This window comes from Bacillus massiliigorillae (genome assembly GCF_000380245.2).
GTDB classification, from domain to species: domain Bacteria; phylum Bacillota; class Bacilli; order Bacillales; family DSM-1321; genus Bacillus_AD; species Bacillus_AD massiliigorillae.
In genome coordinates, this window is the sequence record NZ_HG428741.1 from 2,784,543 (window position 1) to 2,810,520 (window position 25,978).

General features: G+C 35.0%; 29 protein-coding genes and 1 pseudogene. 4 read left to right on the forward strand and 26 right to left on the reverse strand.

What is annotated here, in order from left to right; translation table 11 throughout:
* Window positions 1–17 precede the first annotated feature (17 nt).
* From TX86_RS12905 to TX86_RS12920, 4 genes are all read right to left on the reverse strand, one after another.
* The gene (locus TX86_RS12905) at window positions 18–626 is read right to left on the reverse strand and encodes a YkyA family protein (RefSeq protein WP_042349202.1); all 609 of its coding nucleotides are present in this window, start codon (window positions 624–626) and stop codon (window positions 18–20) included.
* A gap of 19 nt (window positions 627–645) precedes the next feature.
* Window positions 646–1,431: a polysaccharide deacetylase family protein gene (locus tag TX86_RS12910; RefSeq protein WP_052343659.1), complete on the reverse strand. Its 786-nt coding sequence runs from the start codon at window positions 1,429–1,431 to the stop codon at window positions 646–648.
* 216 nt (window positions 1,432–1,647) lie between these two features.
* The gene (locus tag TX86_RS12915) at window positions 1,648–3,057 is read right to left on the reverse strand and encodes a sensor histidine kinase (RefSeq protein WP_042349203.1); all 1,410 of its coding nucleotides are present in this window, start codon (window positions 3,055–3,057) and stop codon (window positions 1,648–1,650) included.
* A 1-nt stretch (window position 3,058) separates the two neighbouring features.
* The gene (locus TX86_RS12920; RefSeq protein WP_042350463.1) at window positions 3,059–3,715 is read right to left on the reverse strand and encodes a response regulator transcription factor; all 657 of its coding nucleotides are present in this window, start codon (window positions 3,713–3,715) and stop codon (window positions 3,059–3,061) included.
* 285 nt (window positions 3,716–4,000) lie between these two features.
* On the opposite strand from TX86_RS12920, the gene TX86_RS12925 reads away from it, so the two are divergent.
* The gene (locus tag TX86_RS12925; RefSeq protein WP_154663106.1) at window positions 4,001–4,243 is read left to right on the forward strand and encodes a hypothetical protein; all 243 of its coding nucleotides are present in this window, start codon (window positions 4,001–4,003) and stop codon (window positions 4,241–4,243) included.
* Between the two features lie 267 nt (window positions 4,244–4,510).
* Here TX86_RS12925 and TX86_RS12930 read toward each other — a convergent pair whose 3' ends face one another.
* Window positions 4,511–5,683, reverse strand: coding sequence for a toxic anion resistance protein (locus TX86_RS12930; RefSeq protein ID WP_042349205.1), 1,173 nt, complete (start codon window positions 5,681–5,683; stop codon window positions 4,511–4,513).
* A gap of 15 nt (window positions 5,684–5,698) precedes the next feature.
* Window positions 5,699–6,346, reverse strand: a complete 648-nt coding sequence (locus tag TX86_RS12935) for a 5-bromo-4-chloroindolyl phosphate hydrolysis family protein (RefSeq protein WP_042349206.1) — start codon at window positions 6,344–6,346, stop codon at window positions 5,699–5,701.
* A 502-nt stretch (window positions 6,347–6,848) separates the two neighbouring features.
* Here TX86_RS12935 and TX86_RS12940 point away from each other — a divergent pair.
* Window positions 6,849–7,175, forward strand: a complete 327-nt coding sequence (locus tag TX86_RS12940) for a heavy metal-binding domain-containing protein (protein ID WP_042349207.1) — start codon at window positions 6,849–6,851, stop codon at window positions 7,173–7,175.
* A gap of 318 nt (window positions 7,176–7,493) precedes the next feature.
* Here TX86_RS12940 and TX86_RS12945 read toward each other — a convergent pair whose 3' ends face one another.
* Window positions 7,494–8,486 (reverse strand): MBL fold metallo-hydrolase, encoded by a 993-nt coding sequence (locus TX86_RS12945; protein WP_042349208.1) that lies wholly within the window; start codon window positions 8,484–8,486, stop codon window positions 7,494–7,496.
* A gap of 281 nt (window positions 8,487–8,767) precedes the next feature.
* Here TX86_RS12945 and TX86_RS27465 point away from each other — a divergent pair, with 281 nt between their 5' ends.
* Window positions 8,768–8,899, forward strand: a complete 132-nt coding sequence (locus TX86_RS27465) for a hypothetical protein (protein ID WP_268258252.1) — start codon at window positions 8,768–8,770, stop codon at window positions 8,897–8,899.
* Window positions 8,900–8,964: 65 nt separating this feature from the next.
* Here TX86_RS27465 and TX86_RS12950 read toward each other — a convergent pair whose 3' ends face one another.
* From TX86_RS12950 to TX86_RS13025, 16 genes and pseudogenes are all read right to left on the reverse strand, one after another.
* Window positions 8,965–9,495 carry a GNAT family N-acetyltransferase gene (locus tag TX86_RS12950; protein WP_042349209.1) on the reverse strand — a complete coding sequence of 177 codons (531 nt, stop codon included), beginning with the start codon at window positions 9,493–9,495 and terminating at the stop codon, window positions 8,965–8,967.
* Window positions 9,496–9,923: 428 nt separating this feature from the next.
* On the reverse strand, window positions 9,924–10,127 hold the full coding sequence (locus TX86_RS26740) for a hypothetical protein (RefSeq protein ID WP_154663107.1): 204 nt from the start codon (window positions 10,125–10,127) through the stop codon (window positions 9,924–9,926).
* A 304-nt stretch (window positions 10,128–10,431) separates the two neighbouring features.
* The gene (locus TX86_RS12960; RefSeq protein WP_042349211.1) at window positions 10,432–11,244 is read right to left on the reverse strand and encodes an aldo/keto reductase; all 813 of its coding nucleotides are present in this window, start codon (window positions 11,242–11,244) and stop codon (window positions 10,432–10,434) included.
* A 40-nt stretch (window positions 11,245–11,284) separates the two neighbouring features.
* On the reverse strand, window positions 11,285–11,737 hold the full coding sequence (locus TX86_RS12965) for a GNAT family N-acetyltransferase (protein WP_042349212.1): 453 nt from the start codon (window positions 11,735–11,737) through the stop codon (window positions 11,285–11,287).
* A 123-nt stretch (window positions 11,738–11,860) separates the two neighbouring features.
* Window positions 11,861–12,775, reverse strand: coding sequence for a ribose ABC transporter substrate-binding protein RbsB (gene rbsB, locus TX86_RS12970; RefSeq protein WP_042349213.1), 915 nt, complete (start codon window positions 12,773–12,775; stop codon window positions 11,861–11,863).
* Between the two features lie 12 nt (window positions 12,776–12,787).
* A pseudogene (gene rbsC / locus TX86_RS12975) lies at window positions 12,788–13,725 on the reverse strand (ribose ABC transporter permease RbsC).
* A 1-nt stretch (window position 13,726) separates the two neighbouring features.
* The gene (locus tag TX86_RS12980) at window positions 13,727–15,208 is read right to left on the reverse strand and encodes a sugar ABC transporter ATP-binding protein (protein WP_042349214.1); all 1,482 of its coding nucleotides are present in this window, start codon (window positions 15,206–15,208) and stop codon (window positions 13,727–13,729) included.
* Window positions 15,209–15,222: 14 nt separating this feature from the next.
* Window positions 15,223–15,618: a D-ribose pyranase gene (gene rbsD, locus TX86_RS12985; protein ID WP_042349215.1), complete on the reverse strand. Its 396-nt coding sequence runs from the start codon at window positions 15,616–15,618 to the stop codon at window positions 15,223–15,225.
* Window positions 15,615–16,496: a ribokinase gene (rbsK, locus tag TX86_RS12990; protein ID WP_042349217.1), complete on the reverse strand. Its 882-nt coding sequence runs from the start codon at window positions 16,494–16,496 to the stop codon at window positions 15,615–15,617. Before rbsK ends, rbsD begins: the two co-directional genes overlap by 4 nt.
* Window positions 16,489–17,478, reverse strand: coding sequence for a LacI family DNA-binding transcriptional regulator (locus TX86_RS12995; RefSeq protein ID WP_042349218.1), 990 nt, complete (start codon window positions 17,476–17,478; stop codon window positions 16,489–16,491). The genes rbsK and TX86_RS12995 overlap by 8 nt, the downstream gene beginning before the upstream one ends.
* A gap of 250 nt (window positions 17,479–17,728) precedes the next feature.
* Complete coding sequence (locus TX86_RS13000; protein ID WP_042349219.1) at window positions 17,729–18,100, reverse strand: MmcQ/YjbR family DNA-binding protein; 372 nt, start codon at window positions 18,098–18,100, stop codon at window positions 17,729–17,731.
* Window positions 18,101–18,208: 108 nt separating this feature from the next.
* The gene (locus TX86_RS13005; RefSeq protein ID WP_042349220.1) at window positions 18,209–19,039 is read right to left on the reverse strand and encodes an aldo/keto reductase; all 831 of its coding nucleotides are present in this window, start codon (window positions 19,037–19,039) and stop codon (window positions 18,209–18,211) included.
* A gap of 45 nt (window positions 19,040–19,084) precedes the next feature.
* The gene (locus TX86_RS13010) at window positions 19,085–19,915 is read right to left on the reverse strand and encodes an aldo/keto reductase (RefSeq protein WP_042349221.1); all 831 of its coding nucleotides are present in this window, start codon (window positions 19,913–19,915) and stop codon (window positions 19,085–19,087) included.
* 47 nt (window positions 19,916–19,962) lie between these two features.
* Complete coding sequence (locus TX86_RS13015; RefSeq protein ID WP_042349222.1) at window positions 19,963–20,412, reverse strand: SRPBCC family protein; 450 nt, start codon at window positions 20,410–20,412, stop codon at window positions 19,963–19,965.
* A 199-nt stretch (window positions 20,413–20,611) separates the two neighbouring features.
* A complete protein-coding gene (locus TX86_RS13020) occupies window positions 20,612–22,048 on the reverse strand; it encodes an NAD(P)H-hydrate dehydratase (RefSeq protein WP_042349223.1) in 1,437 nt (478 codons plus the stop codon).
* Window positions 22,049–22,148: 100 nt separating this feature from the next.
* Window positions 22,149–22,946 (reverse strand): DUF6944 family repetitive protein, encoded by a 798-nt coding sequence (locus tag TX86_RS13025; RefSeq protein ID WP_154663109.1) that lies wholly within the window; start codon window positions 22,944–22,946, stop codon window positions 22,149–22,151.
* 190 nt (window positions 22,947–23,136) lie between these two features.
* On the opposite strand from TX86_RS13025, the gene TX86_RS13030 reads away from it, so the two are divergent.
* Window positions 23,137–24,111: a sporulation protein gene (locus tag TX86_RS13030; RefSeq protein WP_042349225.1), complete on the forward strand. Its 975-nt coding sequence runs from the start codon at window positions 23,137–23,139 to the stop codon at window positions 24,109–24,111.
* A 190-nt stretch (window positions 24,112–24,301) separates the two neighbouring features.
* Here TX86_RS13030 and TX86_RS13035 read toward each other — a convergent pair whose 3' ends face one another.
* The 3 genes from TX86_RS13035 to TX86_RS13045 form a co-directional block, all read right to left on the reverse strand.
* Window positions 24,302–24,979 (reverse strand): phosphatase PAP2 family protein, encoded by a 678-nt coding sequence (locus TX86_RS13035; RefSeq protein WP_042350465.1) that lies wholly within the window; start codon window positions 24,977–24,979, stop codon window positions 24,302–24,304.
* A gap of 389 nt (window positions 24,980–25,368) precedes the next feature.
* Window positions 25,369–25,617 carry a hypothetical protein gene (locus tag TX86_RS13040; protein ID WP_042349226.1) on the reverse strand — a complete coding sequence of 83 codons (249 nt, stop codon included), beginning with the start codon at window positions 25,615–25,617 and terminating at the stop codon, window positions 25,369–25,371.
* 97 nt (window positions 25,618–25,714) lie between these two features.
* The gene (locus TX86_RS13045; protein WP_042349227.1) at window positions 25,715–25,939 is read right to left on the reverse strand and encodes a tautomerase family protein; all 225 of its coding nucleotides are present in this window, start codon (window positions 25,937–25,939) and stop codon (window positions 25,715–25,717) included.
* Window positions 25,940–25,978 lie beyond the last annotated feature (39 nt).

Here is a 25,978-nt window from a genome sequence, read left to right on the forward strand (position 1 = left end):
AAGCGCCTTTTTTCTTATTATAAATTATTAAGAGTTTCGTTATAAGCTTTCGTAGCTTCGTTAAATTCATTTACACGTGCCTCAACATCTATACTTAGCGTATTAACTTCATCAACTGCTGCTGAAATCGCCTTTAATTGTTTTCCATTTTGCAATAAGCCATATAGCCCACTCTTCTTGCTAAGAAGCTCATCGTATTTATTTAATACCTTTTCATATGCATCCATACGCTCTAAATATGTTTCATGAAGATGTTTAATTCTCTTATCTTCTTTTGTATCTTTAAGTTTCTTTAATGTTTTTTCTATTTCATTAAACTGTTCTTTCTGTTCTACTATTTTTACTTTCTCTTCATCTATCATTTTTTGACTTTTTGAAACCACTGAAACAGCACTAGCCATTTGTTTAGCTACATTTGCAATAGAATCTTTTCCTTCATCAAGAATAATTTTATACAATTGTTGCTCTTCCACATTTAGCTCACCAAAAAGAACATTTTGATTTGTATTTTTTAAAACTTGACTAACAATTTCCTTATGCTGTTCTAAATACTTTTCTCCGTAATTACTACATCCTGTTAAAGTTAAGGCTACTAAAGCCACAATAATCATATAATATTTTTTCATTCTATTTTCTCCTCAAACCCTATAATCTGTCGTCTTTTGTAAAGTTCACCATGAAGTGTTTAGACTCGTCGTATACATCAAACTCATATCCCGCTGCTTGGATTGTTTCAATGATTTGAGGTAAAGCTTCAATCGTTCCTTTTTTATCATGAATTAAAATAATCTCTACTGGTCTTTTTAATTGCTTTTTAATTTCCGCTACAATTTGTGGAGGGTTCTTTTGATAGCGCCAATCGTTAGAATCAATTGACCAATCCCATGTTTTCAAACCTGCTTTTACAACTTGATCACGTAAGTTTTTCGTTAACCCAGGGTTTGATCCATACGGACTGCGAAATAAAATCGGTGTTTCATTTGTAAGTGCATGTATTTTTTGCTGAACTTGTTTCATTTCACTTACAACTTCGCCTTTTTTATATAGTTTGTTATAATCATGCGTCATAGAGTGCATTCCAACATAATCGCCACGTTCGTGAAATTGTTTCACATATTGTGGATATAAATCTACGTTACTACCAATTAGAAAAAATGTTGCCGGAACCTTATATTGATTTAATATATCTATTAATTTATCAGAATAACGTGATGGTCCATCATCAATAGTTAAATAAGCTATTTTTCGAATTTGTCCGTTAAACTTCATTGGCGCTTGCTTTTCGTCATGTTTGTAAGTGATACTAGGTAAAATAAAGTCTTGATTTACTTCATTTGATTTGCTCGCATCCGCTATATTCGGACTTAATAATCCCCCGATGACAATACCACTTAAAATAATTGTTGATAATCTCCCAAAACGTTTTTTCATTCTTTTTGTCCTCTTCCTCAGCAAATTCTTTATCTGTCTCTTCTTTAAAAATAATACAAATAAGTTATATAAAAATAATATATGAAATGTAAAGAAGTTGTAAATAACCTATCGAAAGCTTCATATAATCTTTATACAATCTTTATACAAGACTTCAATGCGGTTTTCATAACTTCTTCACATAAACTTGTTCATTACTTCACGAAATTCCAATTATTAAAAACTAATAAGAACCACTGTACCTTCATTCTCTTTGCTTTCAATTCGAATTGTCCCCTGATGTATATCCATTATTCTTTTGCATATAGCTAATCCTAACCCAGCACCATTTTTGGATCTCGTACGTGCTTTATTCACCATATAAAACGGTTCAAATAGTTGACTTATATGTTCTTCAGCAATACCAATTCCATAATCTTTAATAGCAACAGATTTCTTTTCAGCATTACATATTACTTCTATGTTCCCATTATTATCAGAAGCCTTAATGCTATTATTAATGATATTTGTTAACAAAATATTCATTAATTCACGTTCTATATTTACAATGAAATCGTCGCCTGATATTTGCAAGGTTATTCCTTTTTCATTTAGAAACGGAGTAATAGCACCCTTTATATGAAAAATAACATCTAATATTGATTCCTCTCGAAAATGTGCTGCGTCTCTTCTTTCTAATAAACCCATGAGATTAAAAGCCAATTCCTCTAGCCGTTTACCTTCACTATAAATATAGTTAAGGCCTTCATTGAACACTCGCTCATCATATTTAGTTGTTCGTAATAAATCTGCATAGCCGATAATTGATGTTAATGGTGTTTTCAGCTCATGCGTTAAATTGTCAATAAATCGCTGCTTTTCTTCATTATTACGTTGTAATTCATTTAATTTATCTTCGACGACATCACTCATCATATTAAAGTGTTTCGCTAATAATGCAAATTCATCTTTAGATTGTATGTGCACCTTTTCAGAGAAATGGCCTTTGGAAATCCTTTTCGTTGCTTCAATTAGTAAATTGATTGGTCTAGTAATATAACTGCTTACAAAATAGAGCATTATCATAAAAATAAAGCAAGCAACAATATCAATTTGTAAAAACCACTTATATTCCTGTTGACGTTCCGCCTTTACATGAGACAAGTCACGAATATACGATAAGTAATACCCTTCGTTTTCAAAGTCAATGATATTCGAAATAAAAATATACGTTTTTTCATTCATATCACGAATGATATATTGTCGAATATTTGGCTTCAAGTCCTGCATTTCAGCACGATCATTAGACATTTTAAAAGGGACATTACTATATACTATTTGTCCATTTGGATTGACTATCTCAACATATGAATCATTTTTCTTATTCTTTTGGAAGAAAGTACTCACATATGTCTGCAATAAATTAGCATCTGGTTCAATTGTTTTTACATACATTTTCAAACGCTTGAATAATGGATTACTGGCTTGTAATCCTGAATAGAAACTAGCTTGCTCTGCAAGTGTTCGACGAATTTCGTTATCCATAAAAGCTGTATATTTTTTTTCAATGATATATATGTTCGTACCATTAAAAGTAATAATGAAAAGAAAAAAAGAGAACAGAAATACTTTTTGCCAAAACTTCATATTAACGCTCCAATCTATAACCGACCTTATAAACTGTCTTAATATGAGCATGTAAATCTAATTTTTTTCTCAATGCTCGTATATGCATATCAACAGTTCTAGATTCTCCCTCGAAATCATAAGACCAAACTTTCTCGAGTAGAGTTCCCCTAGATAGAGCAATATTTTCATTTTGAACAAGAATACATAGCAATTCATATTCCTTTTTGGTCAAATCAACGATTTGATTACCTTTCTTCACAATATGCTTTTTCATATAAATTGTGATATCTCTAAACGTTAAGATATCATCGCTTTTTCCAAATCGTCGGAGCACTGTTTCAATCCGAGCAAGTAGTTCAATCGTTTCAAATGGCTTAACAATGTAATCTTCTGCTCCCAAACGTAAGCCCATTACCTTATCCTCAACGGACTTCTTAGCCGTTAAAAAAATGACAGGTATTTCACGGAAGCGAATGCGTTTCATAATAGTAAAACCATCAACCTTCGGAATCATTACATCCATCAAAATTAAATCAAAATTGTCTTTTTCAATTAATTCTAGTGCCTTTTCCCCATCATATACCTGCTCTGTTTCATAGTTCGCTATCGTTAAATTCAGCTTAATTAAATTCGAAATAGCTTCTTCATCTTCTACAATTAAAATCTTTTTCCTCAACATGAATCTCTCCTACTCGTCTCGTCATACCTCCTTTAGCTTCTCCAAAAATGATAAACAGTTACTCTTAAATTAAGAACATGAACATTTTAAATTTCCTCTATTTTCTTTTGTTCTGTTAAAATGAATACATAATATAGACGGAGTTCGTTCTAAAATTGTTTTATGTGTTTTACTTTTTTCCGTCGGTATATTATTCCAGTGGAATGGGAGAAGGTTTGGGAGATGTTTTTTTTAGGTTTAACAGCTTGCTTCATCCTCATAGGTTCAGGGGTAATGCTAACATTGAATAATCAAGTCACACCCGGGGTAATTTTAATAGTTGTTGGGATAATTTGTTTTGGCTTACTTATTTATTATTATTCAAATAAGAAACGCCGTGAAAAAATGAAAGACACATGTGGAGAATGTGGATGTGATGCAACTAAGGAACTGGCTTGTAGTGAACTACCCTTTAATACGTTAAGAAGTAAAAAGTTTTTCGGCGATTGTGATGGCGATGGAGATTGCGATTGTAACTGTTCATGAGATAATTGTAGCTCATAAATAACATATAAAAGGTCATGTTGTATATTCATCACAACATGACCTTTTGAATTAGAATCATTAGTAGTTGTAGAACATTTTACTTTGATTAGTAAATGTACATAGCAATTTGAATTATGATGTATTCCTATTGATAGCATGTTAATTCTTTAATGCATATAGAACATTCATAACAGGTAATTGTCCTTGAAGATCTTGATAGTAGCTATGAAATGATAGATTCAAATAGCAAAAAAACTGACATTATCGTCAGTTTTTCGGTTTCAAGTTTAATAGGCGGTGTTTTAAATCTTCTTCCATATTTGTTAGTTCTATTTGTGCTTGTTGACGTTTAATTCGTCCTTCTGCTTGAATGCGCATTGTTTCTTCTAGCGCTGTAATTAAGTTTTCTTGTGTTTTCTTCAATGTTTCGATATCAACTAAGCCTCTTTCGTTTGCTTTCGCTGTTTCGATTGTATTTACCTTTAGCATCTCTGAGTTTTTCAACAATAATTCATTTGTTGTTTTTGCAACTTGATTTTGTGCATTTACAGCACTTTGTTGACGAAGAAGCGCTAAAGCAATAGCAACTTGGTTCTTCCATAATGGGATAGCTGTCATAATAGAAGATTGAATTTTCTCTGCTAATGTTTGGTTTGTATTTTGAATCAAACGAATTTGTGGTGCCGTTTGAATTGTAATTTGTCTACTTAACTGTAAATCATGCATTCTTTTCTCTAAACGATCCATGAATTGCATCATATCATTTACTTCTTGAACAGCCATTTGATCGCCTGTAGCTTCTGCTTTTCGACGTAACTCCGGGATGACCTTTTCATTTAACTCTGCCATTTTTAATTCAGCAGCTGCGATATAAATATTTAGCGCATGAAAATAATCTTTATTCTTTTCATACAATTGCTCAAGCATACCAATATCCGTTAAAAGACCATTTTTCGCATGCGTTAATTGCACGGCAATACGGTCAATTTGAACACTTGTTTTTTGATATTTAGATAATGTTTCTTGAATAGATGATTGAATTTTCCCGAAGAAACGAGAAATCATACCTCGTTTTTCACCTAATTCATCTGGTCTTACACTTTCCAGACGCTTCATTAAATCGCCTAAAATATCACCAATTTCACCAATATCTTTCTTCTGCACCTGATCAAGCATCGCATGAGAAAAACTAGTTAACTTCGTTTGTGCCTGTGTACCATACATCATCATTGCTTTAAAATCAGTTGGATCAATTTGTTCTGCAAGCTGTACTGCACGCTCACGATTTTCTTGTGGAAGAACATCCACTAGTCGTTTTGGTTTTGGTGTTGCGTCATAGTTAGCCTCAACAACTGGGCTAACACTACTATCATCACCGAATGGATTTGATAAAAGATCATCTAGTACGTCGCTTTTCTGAAGCGGATTATTCTCTGACATATATGTTGTTCCTCCTTAAGACTTTACATTCGGGTCTTTATTTTTCTCTATTGCTTGTTTAGCGACATCAATTTCTAATCGAAGTGTATCTACATCGCTAGCAAGTAAGTTAGATAAATCTTCATTAATTGTTTCAGCCATTGAAGAAATGGTAATTCTCGTATCACGTAACGAATTTTGAATCTCAGTAGTCTTAACTGGTTGCTTCGTAAGAAAAGCGTATTTCTCCGTTAACTCCACCATTGAATCTAGATGAGAGTAGTAAAATTGTTCCGCTTCATAAAAACGCTTTGGATCATTTTCTACAATAGAATGAAGTTTCTTAGCTACTTTAATAACATCGTAATTTTGTTTAATTGTCATGACACTACCAACAGAAAACATGACTCTTTGTAAGCGAGTGATTTTCACCTTTCCTTCTCGTAGGTGCTCTTGAATATACTTATATTCTCGACGGGATAACCCGCTATTCTTCAACTGTCGGCTTGAAACCATCCATTTCAAACCAAAAAATGTCACAAAGAATGCAACGATTCCTGAAAGAATCGCAATTGAAAACGATGTATTAATCACAAGCCAACTAATTAAACTTGCAATAGCAAAAGCAGCTGCTCCAATACCTAACCGAAAAATAAATAAGAATATAGATAATATTGATTTCATTGTTCATCGACTCCTAATTGAAGTTCCTTAAACAGTATTACGAAAAAAAACTAGTAAAGTTTCAACTATTTTTTGTCTGCATTATTTAATGACCTGCTACGTAGAACTTTGTACTTATATTATATTATAACAATTACTGACACTTTCATATATAAGACGGTAGACGTACAAGCAAATAGGTCCACCAACTGCTTTTCTGCTTACATAAAAAACAAGTGCAAGCGTTTGTGTTTTTATTACTTCACTATACTCATTATAGTCTTTATGGACTTACATTGTACTGTTTTTTCACTTTATTTTTACCCTAAAAATCACTAAAGCAATCTTCTTTATATTATACCATTCAATCTTCTTCTATTTTTATTTCATCATTACATTCTAACTGTTTTCTGACACATATGTTAAAGCTCACTCATACGAAATGGTGTTTTTTTACACTGACCTCATTTTCTATCGGTATTATGTTACACTGATTCTAATCTTTATCAAGGAGGAACATTAAATGATAATTGCAACGACACCAACATTGGAAGGCTATAAGATAACAGAATACCGCGGTGTAGGGACAGCTCAAGCAATCATGGGTGCCAATATTGGTCGTGATTTTTTAGCTGGATTAACTGATATTTTTGGAGGACGCTCTGGGCAATATGAAGGGAAAATTGAAGAAGCTTCTAACACTGCTTTAGAGGAACTAAAGGTGAAAGCAAAAGCAAAAGGTGCAAATGCAATTGTTGGTATCGACTTTGATTTTGGGACTGTAGGTTCAAGTGAAAGTATGATGCTATGTGTTGTTAGTGGGACATTTGTGATGGTTGAGAAACAATAAGAAAAACCGTCACCGGTCTTTTTTGGTTAATGGATGTGCTTCTTGTACTACTCCAAATCAAAAAAGAGCTATGCGGAAGAAATAAGACAAGCTGTTCTTGAAAACCCTCTTTTGGTTTTCAAAACAGATTGGCATATTTCCGAGCATAGCAGGTGTAAGGTTAGACAACGCTAAAATGATATACTTTCTTATCTTTTATGCAGCCTTTTTACGCTTTGAAATTCTTCTTATTTATTTATATCTAATCGGTAATTTAAGTTATATTACTTTAAAGGATGCTAGGGGAAATTTTCATCTAATACAAAAAATACCCTAATATCAAATAAAACTTTTTGAAGAGGATGTTAACGTAGGAGCTATTTTATTACTTAAATATTCTTTATTTAAATGATGTGACTTAATATACTCCTCATAGTATTCTTCAAGTGGCTCACCATGTTTGATTAAACGTTGTAAATGCTTTGCAATACCAACTTTTTCACTTTTCATTAAGCTTAGACTTTTTTCCATTTGGTATGAATAATAGAACACTTCAAGTCCCACTAAGTCTACGGGCTTATTACCACTTTTTATATGCTGCTTAATTTTCTCTTCTCTTCTTTCTATTATATCTAAATACGCCAGCAATTGACTTTTGTACTCATCTTTCCGAACTACTCCCTTTTGATGCGATGTAATAAAATAGCTAGCATCCACTTCTAATGTTTGGTGGGCTGATGCTATAAAGCTATCTATATCACTATCCCTATCGCTGTAGTATGGTCCAAAGGAAGTTAAATCGATATCACCGATAAAAAGAATTCCTTGATTAATAATATAAGGACAACAAAACCCTTCTGTATGCCCAGGTGCATGAATCATCATAACATCTTGCCCAGACATATGAATACTCTTATTGTATTCATATACGTCTGAAACTTGTAATGATCGATTAATACGTATATCAGTTAACTGCTCTAGCTTTTTTCGATCTTGATTCCACCAATCCACCCCTTTATTAAGAGCAAGAATAGCTTCAGACTTTGCAATCTCTTCAAGACTTGAGATTTTCTTATAATCTAAATGATTAATATACGTTTTGGCTTCCGGAAAGTAGTGCGCTCCCCACATATGATCAATATGATGATGTGTAAGATAAATGTCTTTAACATTATGTTCTTTTTTAATATGCTTGAATGCCATATAACCTGCACCACAATCTATAATGGTTGAATGCTCATCGCCTTTTATAACTACGGATGTAGAAAATGGCACACGACTTTTATTCTCTCCGATTATTACCTCAACTGGGCCAATTTTTTCGTATTTCATATTTCTTCACCCTCTTCTATTCATCATTAATTGTTTTTCTACACAAATAAATGCAAGTTTTATGCCATTTTCCACCCCTAAAATATAAAGACTTTTAATAAATGACCAGCCCTTTTTGTTCAGTAAATCGGACAGACTGTCCTTTTTTTAGACAATACAAAAAATGACAAATGTCATTAAATTCCATGGCCTAGCTTACAAATCATTCCTTTGATTACTTTTTATACTATCAAGTAAAGAATTACAATAAATACCATTTACAACTTTGAAAGGAGAACATCATGGAAGAAATTATTCATTTAAAAAAGGGAAAAAATCTTTTGGTATCATTGAAGGTCCTATCTAGCACAGCAGGAAGAACTGCAGTACTAGGATTTAACCCTTTGAAAAACTCTAAGCACATAAAAACGTAAAGAGACGTTCAAAAAGCTGTTGAAAATCACTTTTTGAACGTCTCTTTTTTCATTCTTAATGCTTATCATTTACTATTTAAATATGATTTTTTATGTATTGCGAAATATAATTCATTTGCTCTATGTTTTTCTAATCCCATTCCTATCTTCTGAAGTACTTTAATCGCAGCGATATTATCTGGGGAAATTCGAGTAGCTGTAATGGAGTTCACTTCTTCTTTCTCTATATATAAATCTTTTAAAGCTAACAATATTTCTGTACCATACCCTTTTCCACGAAAAAAAGGATGAATATAAAATCGCACTTCAATCACTCCATTTTCATCCGGCTTATCTTCGAATCCTGCTGAACCTATCAGCATTTTATTGCTCTTTTCAATAATAAATCCAGACCATCGCGACAATGAAGGATCATCTGTTATTCTCGCATAATGTAAAGGGAAAATTTCAGTTTGATAATCTTCATCTAAAAAACCTTCACATACATAGAATCCCAGACTTTTTTCTAATGATTCCCTACCATAAAATGAAGCCTTAATTAATTCAAGAGTTTTAGGTATTAACCGTAATCGATCTGTTTCTATAATATCTTTCATGATACCCCCCCCTTATTAATTGAACATCTTAGCTTCATTTATTCGCCATACTATTTATTACTATATCAATATATAAATTATATCAAATAGTTCAATATAACTACATAAAAAGCACATCTTTTTTTAACAAATAACCGAAAAACGTCACACTTTAATCGCAAATAGTGTCCAGTGAAACAAAATAACCGCATCTACTTTTTAGAGCTATACTGTCTGTTAAAAAGAATGGCATAATTTCTTTCCTATTATTTTATTTTTTTGTAAAATAACATTAGAACTAATCAAATTATCGTCTCCATGATTTATTCCTGCACACGAGAAATTATTTTGTTTCAAAAAAGATGTAGTTATTAAGAGAGGGTGTTTTTTATCAAATATTTTACTGGCATTTTATATATGGTTGCTGGTCTTCTATTCATAATATTGTATTATTCAGATAGCCTTAGAGAAGTAATCTCCAATCTTGGAGTTCCATCACATAATTTTGATATTGCATTATGGATTGGCATATTTTTTATAGTATTCGGGATTATTTTGATTATTTTAAAAGTCTTACGAGAAAAAATCATAGCTGCTACAGAAAATAAATAAGTTGTTACAAAAACCGGCACCGGTCTTTTTTGATTTTGCACCTTGTTCTACTCCAAAATCAAAAAAGAGCTATGCGGCAATATTGAAATGCTGAAGTGACCTGTTTAGCCCCGACCAGCATAAGACGGCTCGCTTAAGAAATATGCTTTTCATTTCTAAAGCGAGATGGCTTATGACTTGAGGGGCTGGTCGCTGAAGCTAGACACCATCGGTAAGACGGGCTGTTCTTGAAAACCCTCTTTTGGTTTTCAAAACAGATTGGCTTATTTCCGAGCATAGCAGGTGTAAGGTTAGACATCACTAAAAAAAGCAGGGCATGCTCTTAAACATGTCCTGCTTCCTATTTCACACATCATATTTCTCTGGATTAGAGCCAACTCGCTCATTTTTGTTAAGAGCATTAATACGAGCCATTTCATTTGCTGATAATTCAAAATCAAAAATCTCTCCATTTTCCTGAATACGATGCGCTTTTATTGATTTTGGTATGGTAATGATATTGTTTTGAATATCCCACCGTAAAATAACTTGAGCCACACTTTTATTATGAGTTTCAGCAATCTCTTCTAAAACAGGGTGCTCCAATAATGTGCCTTGTCCTAATGGAGACCAAGCCTCAACTTGAATATTATGAGAAGCACAATATTCCCGTAATTCATGTTGTGATAATAAAGGATGACATTCAATTTGGTTAATCATCGGCATAATTTCGGCATCAGCCATTACGTTCTCTAAATGATGTTGATGAAAATTACATACTCCGATAGCACGTACTCGTTTTTCTTTATATAATTTCTCAAGTGCTCTCCAAGCATCTTTATACTTCCCTGCTACCGGCCAGTGGATTAAATATAAATCTAAATAATCTAGCTGTAATTTCTTAAGACTTTCTTCAAAGGCTGCAAGTGTTTCTTCGTATCCTAAATCATCATTCCATACTTTCGTCGTAATGAATAGCTCTTCACGTGGGATACCACATTCTTTAATTCCCTGTCCAACACCTGCCTCATTCTTATATATTGCTGCTGTATCAATAGCACGATATCCTAGTTGTACTGCTGTTTTTACTGATTGAACTGCTTCTTCATGTTCCATTTTCCAAACACCTAAACCGAGCATAGGCATTGCTAAACCATTATGTAATGTAACTTTCTTCATTATGTCATGTCCTCCTAATTAAAATATTCTTTTACTATTTTTATAAATCTATAAACAAACGAATCATATCACGACACTGAATTCCATTTTCATAAATTTCTTCCTCATAATGACGAGTAAAAAAATCCCTATCAATCCCTGCTATTCTAAATCCACACTTTTGATATAGAGCTAGCTGACCAATGCTTGAATTGCCTGTACCGATTTCCATCGTTTTATAGTCCTGTTTCTTCGCCATCTCTATTGCATGTTTAATTAATTCTTTACCTATGCCTTGATTATGATACATCTCGGCAACAGCAATATTGACCAATTCAACCGTTTCCGGCCTTGTAGGAAGTAACACATATACACCAACTATATCCTGTTGTAAAGTTGCAACGTAGCATTCCCCTCTTACAACATAATCGTTGACAAGCTTCAATGAAGGATCAGCTAATAAAAGTAAGTCTAGCGGGGGTTGCTCATCTTTATGTAGTAGTCGAATATTCATCTTATTTCTCCTTACTATCCGTAAAGTCATGTTTACTAGCGGTAACTCCACATTTACTCGCCATATGAGTAAAAAAGCTACCCACTAGCTAGTATAACTCACCAGCGGGTAGCCACGACACGCTTATTTTGTTACTAATTTCAATGGAGCTGCAATGTGATCTTCTACTTTTTTACCTTGTAAATGATCTTTAGCTGCTTTTACAGCTAACTCACCAATTAGTTTTGGCTGCTGCGCTACTGTTGCTGCTAGTTTACCGTCTTTAACAGAATTTATAGCATCATCGTTACCGTCAAAGCCTACTACTAAAATGTTTTTACCTGTGCTATTAATTGCTTCGATTGCACCTAATGCCATCTCATCATTATGAGCGAAAACACCTTGAATGCTAGGGTTACCTTGAAGCATGTTTTCCATTACTGTTAAACCTTTTGTACGGTCGAACTCTGCAGTTTGTTTCGCGATTACCGATAATTGTTTATCTGCAATATTATGGAATCCTTTACCTCGTTCGCGAGTTGCTGATGCACCTGGTACACCTTCTAATTCTGCGATTTTAGCACCTTGTCCTAGTTTTTCTACTAAGAATTCAGCTGCCATTTCTCCCCCTTTTGTATTATCAGATGCTACAAGTGTAACAACATCTCCTTTTTCAGAAGAACGATCAAGTGTAATAACTGGAATACCGATGCTATTTGCTGATTGTACAGCCGCTGAAATAGCTGCTGAATCAGTAGGGTTGATTAACAGAACATCTACACCTTGTTGAATTAAATCTTCCACGTCATTTACTTGTTTTGCCGAATCATTTTGTGCGTCAACTACAACTGTTTCCATACCATTCTTTTTCGCTTCATCCACTACACCATTTTTTAAAGAAACGAAGAACGGATTGTTTAATGTCGAAATAGATAAACCAATCTTTAAATCTTTAACATCGCCACTTTTCGATGGTTTAGCCCATTCTGGTGGTTCTAAAGAACAACCTGCTAATACGATTAAAGATAATGATAAGAGTAAAATCCATGCTTTCTTCATTGGTAATACCTCCTAAGCTGATTTCTTGCGGTCAACCATAACAGCTGCCAGAATTACTAAACCTTTTACAACCATTTGGAAGAATGATGATACGCCTAGTAAGTTTAATCCGTTGTTTAATGTACCGATAATTAATGCACCGATTAATGTACCTACAATCCAACCACGTCCTCCAGAAAGACTTGTGCCACCAAGAACAACTGCCGCAATTGCATCTAATTCATAAGATGTTCCTGCTGTTGGTTGTGCAGAGTCTAGACGTGAAGTTAGAATGGCACCTGCAAGTGCTGCAAGTAAACCAGCCAATGAATAAATCAAGATTTTAACTCGATCTACTTTAATACCAGAAATTAATGCTGCTTTTTCATTACCACCGATAGCATAAGTTTTACGACCAAACGGTGTTTTGTGAAGAATAATCCATAGAATAGCGAATGTTACAATCATTGTGATAGCTGGAACAGGAATTCCTAAGAAATACCCACGACCGAATAATTGGAATGCCATACTATCACCTAAACCAGTAATCGGATTTCCATCTGTATATACGAGCGTTAAACCACGGAAAATCGTCATTGTTGCTAGTGTTGCAATAAATGGAGCCATTTTACCTTTTGTAATTAATAAACCATTAATTGCCCCCATCACTGCTCCCAAAATACAGCCAATCAAAATAGCGATAATTGGATCTAAACCTGAAACAATCATACCTGCCATTAGAGCACTTGAAAGCGCCAATATACTACCAACAGATAAGTCAATACCACCAGTTAAAATAACAAAAGTCATACCGTATGCGATTAAAGCATTGATTGCGACTTGACGCAATAAGTTAAGAATATTAAGAGGTGCCAAGAAACTTGGATTAATAATAAACCGAGAAGTGGTCCTAACTTTTGCGTTAATGATTTAAGGTGATTTGCCTTACCTTGCTCGTGTAATGCGTTCATATTACTGACCTCCTGTTGCTAGTGTCATGATTTTTTCTTGTGTTGCATCGGCTTTCATTAACTCTCCGGCAATGTGCCCTTCGTGGACAACGATAATACGATCACTCATACCTAGTATTTCAGGCAATTCAGAGGAAACCATAATGATAGCAACACCGCGCTCTGTTAATTCATTCATTAATTGATAAATTTCACGCTTAGCTCCAACATCAACACCACGTGTTGGCTCATCTAGTATTAATACTTTAGGACCTATGCCAATCCATTTGGCAATAACAATCTTTTGCTGATTACCACCTGATAGATTTCCTGCTTTCGTTTCCGCTGACTGAGTTTTAATACTCAAACGCTTTATTAGTAAATTAACGAAATCATTTTCCGTTTTTTGATCAATAAGCACTTTGGGTGCAAAACTCTTTAAGTTTGGCAGTGCCATATTTTCGCGGATTGAAAAATCTAGGACAAGTCCTTCATCTTTACGGTCTTCGGTAATAAAACCAATTCCTAAATCTACTGCTTGACTTGGGTTTTTGATGCTCACTTGCTTGCCATTTATATAGATTTCACCGGCTGATTTATGATCTAATCCAAAAATAGTACGCATTATTTCAGTACGCCCTGCTCCCATCAAACCGGAAAAGCCTACTACTTCACCGGAACGAACGGAAAAGTTTACATCTTTGAATTCACCGGGTCGAGCTAGTCCTTTTACTTCTAGCACCGTATCTCCTATTTTTACATCTCTACTTGGATAACGATCCTTCAATTCTCGTCCAACCATTTTCCTTACAACTTCATCGAAATTCGTTTCGGGAATGGGCTTCGTATCAACCGTTCTACCATCACGCATCACTGTAATACGGTCACATATCGTAAAGATTTCTTCCATTCGATGTGAAATATAAACGATGCTTACACCTTTACTTCTTAACGAGTTAATTACTTCAAAAAGCTTCACAATCTCACGTTCTGTAAGTGCAGCTGTTGGTTCATCCATGATAATTACTTCAGCGTTCGTCATTAACGCCTTTGCAATTTCAATCATTTGTTGTTCACCGACAGAGCATTTGCCAGCAAGCTCATCAAGAGAAATCGTTACAGATAATTTCTTAAATTGTTTTTCTGCAAGCGTTTTCATTTCTTTTGTTTTTAATAGACCGAACTTAGATTTTAATTCTTTTCCAATGAATAAATTCTCTAGTACGGTCATCTCTGGCCAAACATGTAACTCTTGATGAATAAAGGCAATACCGTTTTTCTCTGCCTCTTTCAGATTCGAATAATATTTCTCTTCTCCATTAATTTCGATTGTTCCTTGGTCTCGTTTATGAAGACCTGTAAGTACGTTCATCATCGTTGACTTTCCAGCACCGTTTTCACCCATTAAAGCATGAACTTCACCTGGTAATAATTCAAAGTCAACACCCGTCAACACTTGGTTCGTACCAAATGCTTTATGAATATCTTTCATTGTAATTTTCATAGAAGCACCGCCTTTTAGAAGAATACACCCGCCTGTAGAATACAATTCGCATAAGGTGTGATTTCACCTGTTCGAATAACCGCCTTCGCTTGCTTTGTCTTTGTTTTAAACTCTTCATGACTTATATACTCAACTGGAGTGTCACCAAACTTTTCCTTCATATATTGATGAACTGGTTCATTCATCGCTTTTATTTCTTCAGCAAGAATGATTTTCTCAATAACCATATCATCTGCTACTGCTGAAACTGTCACCTCATAGCTTGGAAAGCCAGGTGTTAACGCTAAATCGATTTTTTGAACACCATCAGGAATCGGTAATCCTACATCCCCAATGACGATTAAATCTGTATGACCAAAGTCAGCTAACACTTTTGCAATATGACTATTTAAAATGCCTTGTTTCTTCATACAAGTTGTTCCTCCACTTCTTTACGATATGGCATGCCACCTTGGGCACCGAATTTTGTTACCGATAAAGATGCAGCACGATTTGCAAAACGTAAGCTGTCGTCATATGATTTTCCTTCAGCGATGGCAACAGCGAATGCAGCATTAAATGTGTCGCCTGCTCCCGTTGTATCTACAGCTTCAACTACATATGTTGGCACGACAACTTCTTCGCTTCCATTAAAGTAACGTACACCATTCTTTCCTTCTGTAATAAATACTTTCTTCGGATGTAATCGTAATGCTTCACTTACATGTAATCCTTTAAATAAAAGAGAAGCTTCATGTTCATTTGGCGTAATATAACTTGCTCTTTCGATAATTTCTTCTTCAATCTCACGTGCAGGTGCTGGGTTAAGTAATAATGGTACATTATATTGCTCACACACAACGCTAACGTAAGCAACGGTTTCTAATGGGATTTCTTGCTGAATCATTACTATATCAGCTTGTTTAATGATTTCTAGTGCATTGTTCACATATTCAGGTGTTACATGATCATTTGCACCTTTTACAACAATGATGGAGTTATCACCTTCTGCTAAAATGATATGTGCAGTACCTGTTGCTTTATCTGTAACCGGTTTCACATAGTCTATATTAACACCATTCTCTTTAAAATTGTGTAGAATAGCTTTTCCATAGTGATCATCACCAACACAACCAATCATATATACCTCTGCTCCTAAACGAGCTGCTGCAACAGCTTGGTTCGCACCTTTACCTCCTGGAACAGTCTTAAAGCTTTCACCAAGTACTGTTTCACCTGCTCCTGGACGAACAGAAGATGTTACTACTAAATCCATTGAAGAACTACCAATCACTACTACTTTAACCATTATCAATCACCTTTCTGGTTGTATGTCTTTCAATAAAGGCTACAGGTAAACAAATACTTTGCTTCTCTACCTGTCGTTTCTGAATTAATTGAATCAATAATGCCGCTGCTGTTTTTCCCATTTCATACGCTGGTTGGCGGATGGTCGATAGTGATGGAAAAACAAATTGGCTTAATGGAATATCGTCAAACCCTATTATTTGTAACTCATCAGGAATTTTCTTTCCTAATTGTAGTGCTTCATGTAATACAGCAGTTGCTGTCATATCATTACTTGCGATTATGCCATCCGTATTTGGGTATTTAGTGAAAAGCTCTTTCGCCCAAACTTGCGCCTCTTGAAAAGAAAACGATGTAGTCGACATGACGTTAAAATCCACATCCGATTGAGATAACACTTCAATAGAACCTTGAAAACGTTCTTGTGCTGGCTCAACATGTGCAGGTCCTTTTAATATTGTAATTTGTTTACTATTACGTTTAATTAGCTCTTTGGCGGCTATTCGGCCACCTTCTCTACCATCAGCATAAACGGAATATTCTTGTTTAGAACCACGATCTAGGAATACAGTTGGAATTTCTAAATCTTGATAATTTGCTTTTCCCGCTACATTCGTAGCAGAGATGAAACCCACAACATTATTCTTCACGAAGGTTTGAATGTATTCTTGTTCTTTCTCTGGCTTTTCATCACTGTTCCCAAATAACAAATGAAAGCCGTGTTTCTGAATTTCATCCTCTACTCCGCGAGCTAGTTCGGGAAAGAATGGGTTCGTGATGTCTGGCAGAAGCAATCCAATTAATCGCGATTCCTTTTTAAATAAAGAACGTGCTACTTCATTTGGGCTATAATCTAATTCTTGAATTGCTAACTCTACTTTTTTACGAGTATCTTCATGTACATAACCAGTTTCATTCAAAACTCGTGATACTGTCGCAACCGATACACCCGCAGCTTTCGCAACATCTCTTATAGTAGCCATTTGAACATCACCATCCTTTCTAAATAAGTTATGTAACCGTTTACACGATTAATTTAACACATTTATTTTAGGATAGCAATAACTATTTTTCTAAAAAAGTAGTTTGATTGATGAAACACACCCTTCAATCTTTCTTTAACTAAATTACCGATATAATTCAAATACACGTTCTAACGGTTCATAAAGATCCATTAAATTATAGGTAAAAACAAAAAAGATGTAACCATAACGGCCACATCTCATTACATTCCTATTCTTCTAAACCGGTTTTCACTTTTTTCGGTAATGCTTTGTAGACTAAATCGTAAGAATCCTTCAAGCATGCTAGAATAAATTCCTTTGGAACATCACTATGTTCTAACTTAATAGAAATCCAATGCGTTTTGTTCATATAATAGCCAGGTGTGATACTACTATACATATTTTGATATTCTTCATTTTTCTCTGGAAGACATTTTATCGTAATAATCTCATCGCCTTCTTTATTATGGCCCAGCATACCAAACATTTTATCGGCAACTAAGAAACGGTCCGCTTCCCACTCAGCTTTCCATTCACAAATAGCCCCTTTATACGGGTGAATACTTTCTACGATCCAACTATATTTTTCGGGTAGTTTCATGGCTTTTACCTCTTTCTAAATCGTATGTTATGTATTACCAAAACGTAAAGGGCGTTCGAAAAGTGAATTCCAATCACTCTTCGGACAGCCCTTATACAAAAATATGCTTTAAAAATCAAAATTGTCTGGATCGGCACCAGTACGCTCATTACGATTGAGAGAATCAATTACTTGCATGTCTGCATCAGTCAACTCAAAATCATAAATCGTAGCATTTTCAATTATCCGATGCTCTTTCGTAGACTTTGGAATTGTAATAATATCACTTTGTAAATCCCAACGCAAAATAATTTGAGCAACAGTTTTATTATGCTTCTTTGCTAACTCTGCCAATTTAGAATCGTCTAGTAAACGACCTCTACCTAGCGGTGACCAAGCTTCGACTTTAATATCCTTAGAAGCACAATATGCACGCAGTTCCACTTGTGAAAGATAAGGATGTAATTCAACTTGATTCACCATCGGGCAAATTTCTGCTTCTTCTAACAAATCTTCTAGATGGTGAATGTGAAAATTACATACACCAATGGCTTTAGCTCGACCTTCACGATAAATCTTCTCTAGAGCTTTCCATGTTTCTTTATATTTACCTTTAACAGGCCAGTGAACTAAGTATAAATCCACATAATCTAGATTTAATTTCTTCAAGCTCTTCTCAAATGCCGCTAATGTTTCTTCATACCCTTGATTATCATTCCACACTTTCGTTGTGATGAACAAATCTTCTCTTGGAATATCAATTTCTTTGATTGCTTGTCCTACACCATCTTCATTTTTGTAGAAAGCCGCTGTATCAATTGCACGGTAACCAGCTTTCACTGCGTACTTTATTGAATTAATCACTTCACTACCATCTTCTACTTTGTACACACCTAATCCGAATTTAGGCATTTTCACACCATTATGTAAGGTCACCGTATCTTGCAAATTTGTAATCATCAAAACGCCTCCTGTTATCTCGATGTTCTTTCCTCTTACTAATTATCAGAAATTAAAATTATCTGGATTAGCACCAAAACGCTCATTTGCGTTTAATGCATTAATAATTCTCATATCTTCTGCGCTCAATTCAAAATCAAAAATGTCCGCATTTTCAATAATACGCTGTTCATGAATAGATTTAGGTATTGTAATAATACTCTGCTGTAAATCCCAACGTAAAATAATTTGTGCAATTGTTTTATTATGCTTACTTGCGATAGTTTGCAAGGTAGGATGCTTAAGAAGCTTACCACTTCCAAGTGGGGAATACGCTTCAACTTTTATTCCTTTCGCCTCACAATATTCTCGTATTTCTAATTGTGATAGTAGTGGATGTAATTCAATTTGGTTTACCATCGGCACAATTTCTGCTTCTTCTAATAAATTCTCTAAGTGATGAACATGAAAGTTACAAACACCGATAGCACGCGCTTTACCATCTCGATAGATTTTCTCTAGTGCTCGCCAAGTATCATTATATTTATCTGCAACTGGCCAATGAATCAAGTACAAGTCCACATAATCTAGATCAAGCTTTTGTAAACTTTTATCTAAGGCATCGAGCGTAGTTTCATAGCCTTGATGTGCATTCCACACTTTTGTTGTAATGAACAAATCTTCTCTTGCAATACCACTTTCCCTAATGGCTGCTCCAACACCAACTTCATTCCGGTAAATAGCCGCTGTATCAATCGATTTATATCCTGCTTGAATCGCACTCTTTACCGCATGAATAACTTCATTGCCATCTTCCACTTGCCACACACCTAAACCAAACATCGGCATCTCTACACCATTATGCAAAGTAATTGTATCTTGTAAACTCTTAATCATTGAAAAACCTCCAGTTAATTCTATTTAAAGATTTTTTAATATATTAATTAAGACACTGCTTTCCCCTGTAATTCACGACCTATGGATTGTACTAATTCTTTTGTTGTTTGTGGAACAGACGTTTTTAGCACATTATTAACCATTGCTCCCATAAAACCACCTGATGATATATCAAGACTACCTGTTAAAACCGTATGTTCCTGATCAAGACCTTTCACTTCAAAATATCCTGACCCTTCAAAATTATCATTTATACCCTCTAAATCAAACGTAATCATTAGTTCCTCTACTCGAATGATTCTATCTAATTTCAAACTTACTTTCTTTTTCATAAAACCAAAATCACCTAAGAACTCCCATGTTGCTTCTTGCTCGTCTACATGCTCATGTGCTATATAGCCAGGCATAAGTGGTGCCCAGTTATTTAAATCACTAACAAACTCCCATACTTTATGTTTTGGTATATGTAACTCCACAGCATGATTACTACTCGGCATTTATTTTCCCCACTTTCGCAATTAAAAACTTCCTATATCCTACTTTTCGATTTCTTTAGAGCTTTTTCCTGCTTTTTAAAATTCATGAATTATAATGTTTAATTGAGTTTGTGGGGTTTTACCAAAATCAAAACCGTAAAAGAGCTGTCCCAAATGTAATTGAAAATCACTTTTGGAACAGCCCCCTGCAAATCAAGATTTATTTTTCAAATTCATTCAATACATGTGGTAAACATGAGCTAATATCACTTGCCAACATAGACGCTTGAGCTCTTGATTGATTCCAATAATCTGCACATGCACCATGTAAATAGACTGCATTACAAACCGCTGCACGAATATTTTGATAGGACGTTACACTTGCTAAGAGCATGCCTGTTAATGTGTCACCCGTTCCCCCCTTTGAAAGCCCTGTGTTACCAGTGCGATTCACAAAAGTTTCTCCATCCGGAAAGGCAATAATCGTGTTACGTCCCTTTAAAACAACAATTAAATCGTTTTTTGCAGCATATTCCGATGCTAACTGAAGACGATTTTTTTGTACTTCCCTCACTGTTAAGCCAGTCATCCTACTAAATTCACCTGGATGTGGGGTTACAATCGTCGGCGCTTTCCTTGTTGGATACGCTCGTTCATGTAAAGCGCCTGCATCAAGAATGAGCGGTAAGTCGCTCGCAAACAATACGTTCAAAGCGGTTTCTAATACATTATTCTCAACAAGACCTGGACCAATGGCAATTGCTTTAACATTAGATGGGATGTCTCCCGCCGCCACTTTCATTAAACCATCAGACCAATATGTACACTCTGGAACAGCATGAGCAATAATACTAGACGCATGAGTTGTAGTTCCAACCATAAGTTTACCTATTCCCATGCGCATAGCACCTACGCTTGCTAATAATGCACTTCCAGGCATTTCATCATTACCTGCCATTAACAATCCCGTTCCATATGTGCCTTTATTAGATGAAGCCTTTCTTTGTAGAAAAGTTGCTTGAACATCTTCTTTCATTAGAACTTTCCATTTTGAATCATGGGATAGACCGATATCAAGTGCCTGTTTCTCACCATAATAATCAATACTACCTTCTTGAAAGGCCGATGGTTTAAATCCGTGTAAACAATATGTAATATCTGCTTTAATAGCAGTATCCAATTCACCTGAATTCGCTAACACCCCCGTAGGCATATCAATCGCTACTCGAAACGCATCTTGTTCATTAATCCACCGAATAAGCTCTAGCATATTTTCAGGGAGAGGTAGCCGAGTTCCTACTCCAAAAATCCCATCAACAATCACATCATAATGACCACACATTTCTGATGTCTCATAGCCACAGTTACGAAAAAAATGTAAATGCTTTCCGGCTGTCTCTGTGGATGATTCACCAAATGGAAAAACAAGCTCCACACGATAACCATTGTTCTTCAAATAGCGAGCGAGCACAATAGCGTCGCCCCCATTATTACCACGACCAGCTAGAAGCAAAATCCTCTGTTTCTTAGTCAACTTTGATTGCAAAGCGATAAAAAGGGATCGTCCAGCATTCTCCATTAATGTGAACGTATCCATACCATACGTCTCTGCACGTTGATCCACTATTTTAATGTCTTCGCCACGATAAATATACATTAAGACACACCTCTATTTATTTATTCCTACTATAAAAACTACCCACTTCCACGCTTGTAAAACATTTATAGAAATAGTGCAATAAGCAGATATGGTCCATTTACCTTCCACCTCTATACATCGCATACGAATAACGCTCCGTCTCTTCCTTACTCCTTTCTTCAAAAGCAGAATATGAATTCCGAATAGAAATCGCATATACCTCCAAAGCAGCACCTACAACCTGAATCCAAGCACCTGCTACAATTAGTATTTCTCCAGCTTCTTCTTTATCTTGTAACAAGTATATTTGACCAATTGCATCAAGTGTTGAACCAATTGCTATTAAACTATTTCCCGTAATCAATGTCTCCTGCATAATAAAAGGAGGCAATCCAGAATTTCCTACTGCTTCTAAGTAGGCACCATAAGCCTGCACTCCACTACCAAGCGCATTTAAGCTTTCTCCTTCTTCTTCTTCACCTTGAATTTCAATTTGAGTAGCAACTGCATTTGTAGTGTTACCTACTGCTTGTAACCAACATCCAACACTACCTGTTAAATATGGAGGGAGTCGCTCAACTTCATATACTTTGGCAAGCCCAATCGCTTGCAAAGAATTTCCAAACGCCTCTACAGCACTTCCTGTTACAACTGCTGGTTTACCCTCTTCCGTTTCTTGAACAAAATCTTTTGTCTCCCCTAATGCGGTTATGATTGTACCTGCTAGAACAAACCATCCTCCCGATAATTCTAGATTTTCACCATTTTCTTTATAAATTCTATCCCATGCCTCTTGTTCCTTCTCCCGCTCTTCTTTAAATTTCTCTTCAAGCTCTTTCATATGCTCTTGATGCTTCTCATCTTCGTTCGTATTTACTGCTTCCATTACCACATACTTCACCGCCGCATCATTCATTGATGTTAGTATCATATTCAACTAAAACAAGGAGATTTACAATATTCTCATAGGCAATCGTCCAATTTCTTCTATAAGAAACTTAAATATTTAGAAACTTATTGCTTTTCCTTTCGTAAACAAGTGAAGAATGAATTACAATAGGAAGGTATTGATTTTTTTAGTTAACAAGGAGAGGGAGAAAACAATCATGTTTAAAAAGATTTTAGCTAAGTTAGGTAAAGGTGCTGCCACGGTAGACTTGAAGCTTGACAATAACGAATATCAATTAGGGGAAAGTATTCGTGGAGAAATTGTCATTCAAGGAGGAGAAGTGGAACAGGAAATTAACCAGTTAGCTGTTCGATTCATGATGCATGTAGGTTTAAAACAAGGTCCAACTAAGCAACAAATAACTGTCATTCCAATTGGTTCAAAAGATGTTATTCGCCCAGAAGAGGTGAAGATCTTACCATTTCAATATGATATTCCAACTAATATTCCACTTTCTAGCAACACTGTCTCGTACTACTTCGATACGAACTTAGATATCGCAAGCGGAGTTGACCGTAAAGATGTTGATGCTATTAAGGTAAAGGCAACTGATAAAATGGACACCATTTTTCGTGCACTTAACTTATTAGGTTTCCGTGAAAAAGTAACTTCTGGCAAGCTAGATGCATATGGCCAAGAATTTGCTTTCTTCCCAACGACTTCATTCACTGGTCAAGTAAGTGAAATTGAACTTCGTTTCGCAACGGAAGCAAACGATATTCGCGTATGGCTAGAAGTAGATATAAGAACTAGCTATAAAGAAGTAGAAGCAAAACGTGAATTCTTATTAGATGCTGAAGCTCTACAAAGTGAAGAGCAGGTTGCACAAATCATGGAACAACATATAGCAGAATTAATGGATCAACCTTATATGTTCTCTCACCCGTTCTCATTTGAACAAAAATTCCATAAAGATAGTCATTCATCTAATCTAAAGAGCGCTATTCCAGGTATGATTGGTGGTTTAGCAGTCGGTATGATTGGTGGCATGCTGATTAATGAAATGCTCGATGATCTAGAACTTGATGATCTAGTCGAGGATATTACGGATGGATTTGACGATGTGACAGAAGACTTTGAAGAAGCAGCTGGAGACATTGGTGATTTCTTTAGCGGTGAAGATGAATTTTAAATATTTTTTGAAAAGAAATAAGAGGGTACCCTTAATGGGACCCTCTTATTTTAGTAAACTTGTAAACACTTAAACTATATAACTTGTCATTCTTATTGAAGACTTCTTAACATATACATATCTTAAATTGAAAAAAGCATTTATATATTTTGTATTTTCAGGTCGTTAGTTCATGATAAAACCTGTATGCTTATTCATCTTTAACTGCTTTCAATTTTTTTGCGCTCTTTGCTTTCAGAGAATTAAAGTTAAACAAATGGATTTTCGATGTAACCAATTGTACTCCAGTCAATACAAAGAAAGCTAACAACATACCAGCAGTTGCATCTAAAATCGCATGTTGCTTTGTAAATAATGTTGATAGAATAATAAGACTACCAAATATCGTTACAATTGAATACATCAATTTATGTTGTTTTTTGCACTGGAACACAACCATCATGATCACAAATGTTGTTAATACATGAATACTAGGCAAACAATTTACAGGTTGATCGGCACTATATACAAACCGCATTACATGAGCAAAAAAATCATTTCCTACTACCTCTGGTCGCGGCACTGTGCTTTGCCAAAAGAAATAGATTATAAAACTAATCATTTTTCCTATCAAAATACTACTTAACGCTTCATAATAAAGTTTCCGTTCAGCAAAACATAAATAGATGAGCATTCCATAAATAAATGGATACCATAATAAATATGGAACGACCCATTCCTTCAAAAAAGGAATATGAGCATCTAACCCTATCGTAACATCAACAGCTCCAGCTGTTGATTGATTCAACATTGAATAAATCGGACTAATAAGCACTAGAAGAAATATATAATATAACGGGTGAAAAGATGTAATATTATACTTTTTCATCATAACCTTCCACCTTTCTCAATAAACTTAAATCTTTGAATATGTAATTCTTTAATCATATTACCTCTAATTTCCTCTTATATTATGATTCTTAAGCATTATTCTGAATTAGAACTTTAGGCTTAATAACTTTTAAACAATAAACTCAATACCCATTAAACCTAGTAAATAACCTTATTACATATAGTATAAAATAAAAATATTATTCTTAATATTCATTAGTATGACATAACCTTACACTTTTGTAAGTTTAAATAAAGCAAATGAACTTTCCTTACAAGTCTTTAATGTCAATCCAACTGAAAGTATTGATTAAAGCAGAAATATGAACAAGAAAACAATCACAAAAAGGGCTAAAAACCAGCCCTAAACCATTACTAACTTAATAATTAAGTAGATGAAGAAGCTTGTTCAAGTAAATTTACATACGCTTGGTAACCAACAATAGCAGAAATTATCGAGCCAATAAGAAATATGAGCGATCCCACTAAAGTGAATAACCTTCCTATAAAAGTCGTTTTTGCCTCCGTAATTTGAGTCTCCGTAGGTTGAGTCACTGTAGCTTGAGTTCTCACAGTCTGAGTCTCTGTAGCTTCAGTTCTTTTAGTCTGAGTCTCCGTAGCTTGAGTTTCATTCATTTCGGTCACTCCTTTTCTCTAAGCCTAACTACTCCTTATACTATGCAGCCTAGAAAAAAGTGTTATTTGTCTTTGTAGAAAGTCGACTCAAATTATATTACGTTTCGTCCGCTCCCTTCTTTCCAAAGCCCTCACCAAACTTTATCGAATGAAGTTGACCACTAGACGCCCAGTTCTCTCGTTCATATTCATTAAATACAACCGTTACCCATTCTTCCTTCACTTGCAATTGCTTTGCAGCTTCTCTCGTAACCGCTTCCACAAACTGTTGTTTTTGTTCTACTGTTCGGCCTTTTGCCAGTTGTATTGTAATAATCGGCATTTTCTCTCCACCTTTTTATTCTTATTATTCAGACATTAA

Excerpts from the sequence above, each read along its gene's own strand:
- TX86_RS12905 (WP_042349202.1), bottom strand. The coding sequence starts at position 626 with ATGAAAAAATATTATATGATTATTGTGGCTTTAGTAGCCTTAACTTTA.
- TX86_RS12910 (WP_052343659.1), bottom strand. The coding sequence starts at position 1,431 with ATGAAAAAACGTTTTGGGAGATTATCAACAATTATTTTAAGTGGTATT.
- TX86_RS12915 (WP_042349203.1), bottom strand. The coding sequence starts at position 3,057 with ATGAAGTTTTGGCAAAAAGTATTTCTGTTCTCTTTTTTTCTTTTCATT.
- TX86_RS12930 (WP_042349205.1), bottom strand. The coding sequence starts at position 5,683 with ATGTCAGAGAATAATCCGCTTCAGAAAAGCGACGTACTAGATGATCTT.
- TX86_RS12935 (WP_042349206.1), bottom strand. The coding sequence starts at position 6,346 with ATGAAATCAATATTATCTATATTCTTATTTATTTTTCGGTTAGGTATT.
- TX86_RS12940 (WP_042349207.1), top strand. The coding sequence starts at position 6,849 with ATGATAATTGCAACGACACCAACATTGGAAGGCTATAAGATAACAGAA.
- TX86_RS12945 (WP_042349208.1), bottom strand. The coding sequence starts at position 8,486 with ATGAAATACGAAAAAATTGGCCCAGTTGAGGTAATAATCGGAGAGAAT.
- TX86_RS27465 (WP_268258252.1), top strand. The coding sequence starts at position 8,768 with ATGGAAGAAATTATTCATTTAAAAAAGGGAAAAAATCTTTTGGTATCA.
- TX86_RS12950 (WP_042349209.1), bottom strand. The coding sequence starts at position 9,495 with ATGAAAGATATTATAGAAACAGATCGATTACGGTTAATACCTAAAACT.
- TX86_RS12960 (WP_042349211.1), bottom strand. The coding sequence starts at position 11,244 with ATGAAGAAAGTTACATTACATAATGGTTTAGCAATGCCTATGCTCGGT.
- TX86_RS12965 (WP_042349212.1), bottom strand. The coding sequence starts at position 11,737 with ATGAATATTCGACTACTACATAAAGATGAGCAACCCCCGCTAGACTTA.
- rbsB (WP_042349213.1), bottom strand. The coding sequence starts at position 12,775 with ATGAAGAAAGCATGGATTTTACTCTTATCATTATCTTTAATCGTATTA.
- TX86_RS12980 (WP_042349214.1), bottom strand. The coding sequence starts at position 15,208 with ATGAAAATTACAATGAAAGATATTCATAAAGCATTTGGTACGAACCAA.
- rbsD (WP_042349215.1), bottom strand. The coding sequence starts at position 15,618 with ATGAAGAAACAAGGCATTTTAAATAGTCATATTGCAAAAGTGTTAGCT.
- rbsK (WP_042349217.1), bottom strand. The coding sequence starts at position 16,496 with ATGGTTAAAGTAGTAGTGATTGGTAGTTCTTCAATGGATTTAGTAGTA.
- TX86_RS12995 (WP_042349218.1), bottom strand. The coding sequence starts at position 17,478 with ATGGCTACTATAAGAGATGTTGCGAAAGCTGCGGGTGTATCGGTTGCG.
- TX86_RS13000 (WP_042349219.1), bottom strand. The coding sequence starts at position 18,100 with ATGAAACTACCCGAAAAATATAGTTGGATCGTAGAAAGTATTCACCCG.
- TX86_RS13005 (WP_042349220.1), bottom strand. The coding sequence starts at position 19,039 with ATGATTACAAATTTGCAAGATACGGTGACCTTACATAATGGTGTGAAA.
- TX86_RS13010 (WP_042349221.1), bottom strand. The coding sequence starts at position 19,915 with ATGATTAAGAGTTTACAAGATACAATTACTTTGCATAATGGTGTAGAG.
- TX86_RS13015 (WP_042349222.1), bottom strand. The coding sequence starts at position 20,412 with ATGCCGAGTAGTAATCATGCTGTGGAGTTACATATACCAAAACATAAA.
- TX86_RS13020 (WP_042349223.1), bottom strand. The coding sequence starts at position 22,048 with ATGTATATTTATCGTGGCGAAGACATTAAAATAGTGGATCAACGTGCA.
- TX86_RS13025 (WP_154663109.1), bottom strand. The coding sequence starts at position 22,946 with ATGAATGATGCGGCGGTGAAGTATGTGGTAATGGAAGCAGTAAATACG.
- TX86_RS13030 (WP_042349225.1), top strand. The coding sequence starts at position 23,137 with ATGTTTAAAAAGATTTTAGCTAAGTTAGGTAAAGGTGCTGCCACGGTA.
- TX86_RS13035 (WP_042350465.1), bottom strand. The coding sequence starts at position 24,979 with ATGAAAAAGTATAATATTACATCTTTTCACCCGTTATATTATATATTT.
- TX86_RS13040 (WP_042349226.1), bottom strand. The coding sequence starts at position 25,617 with ATGAATGAAACTCAAGCTACGGAGACTCAGACTAAAAGAACTGAAGCT.
- TX86_RS13045 (WP_042349227.1), bottom strand. The coding sequence starts at position 25,939 with ATGCCGATTATTACAATACAACTGGCAAAAGGCCGAACAGTAGAACAA.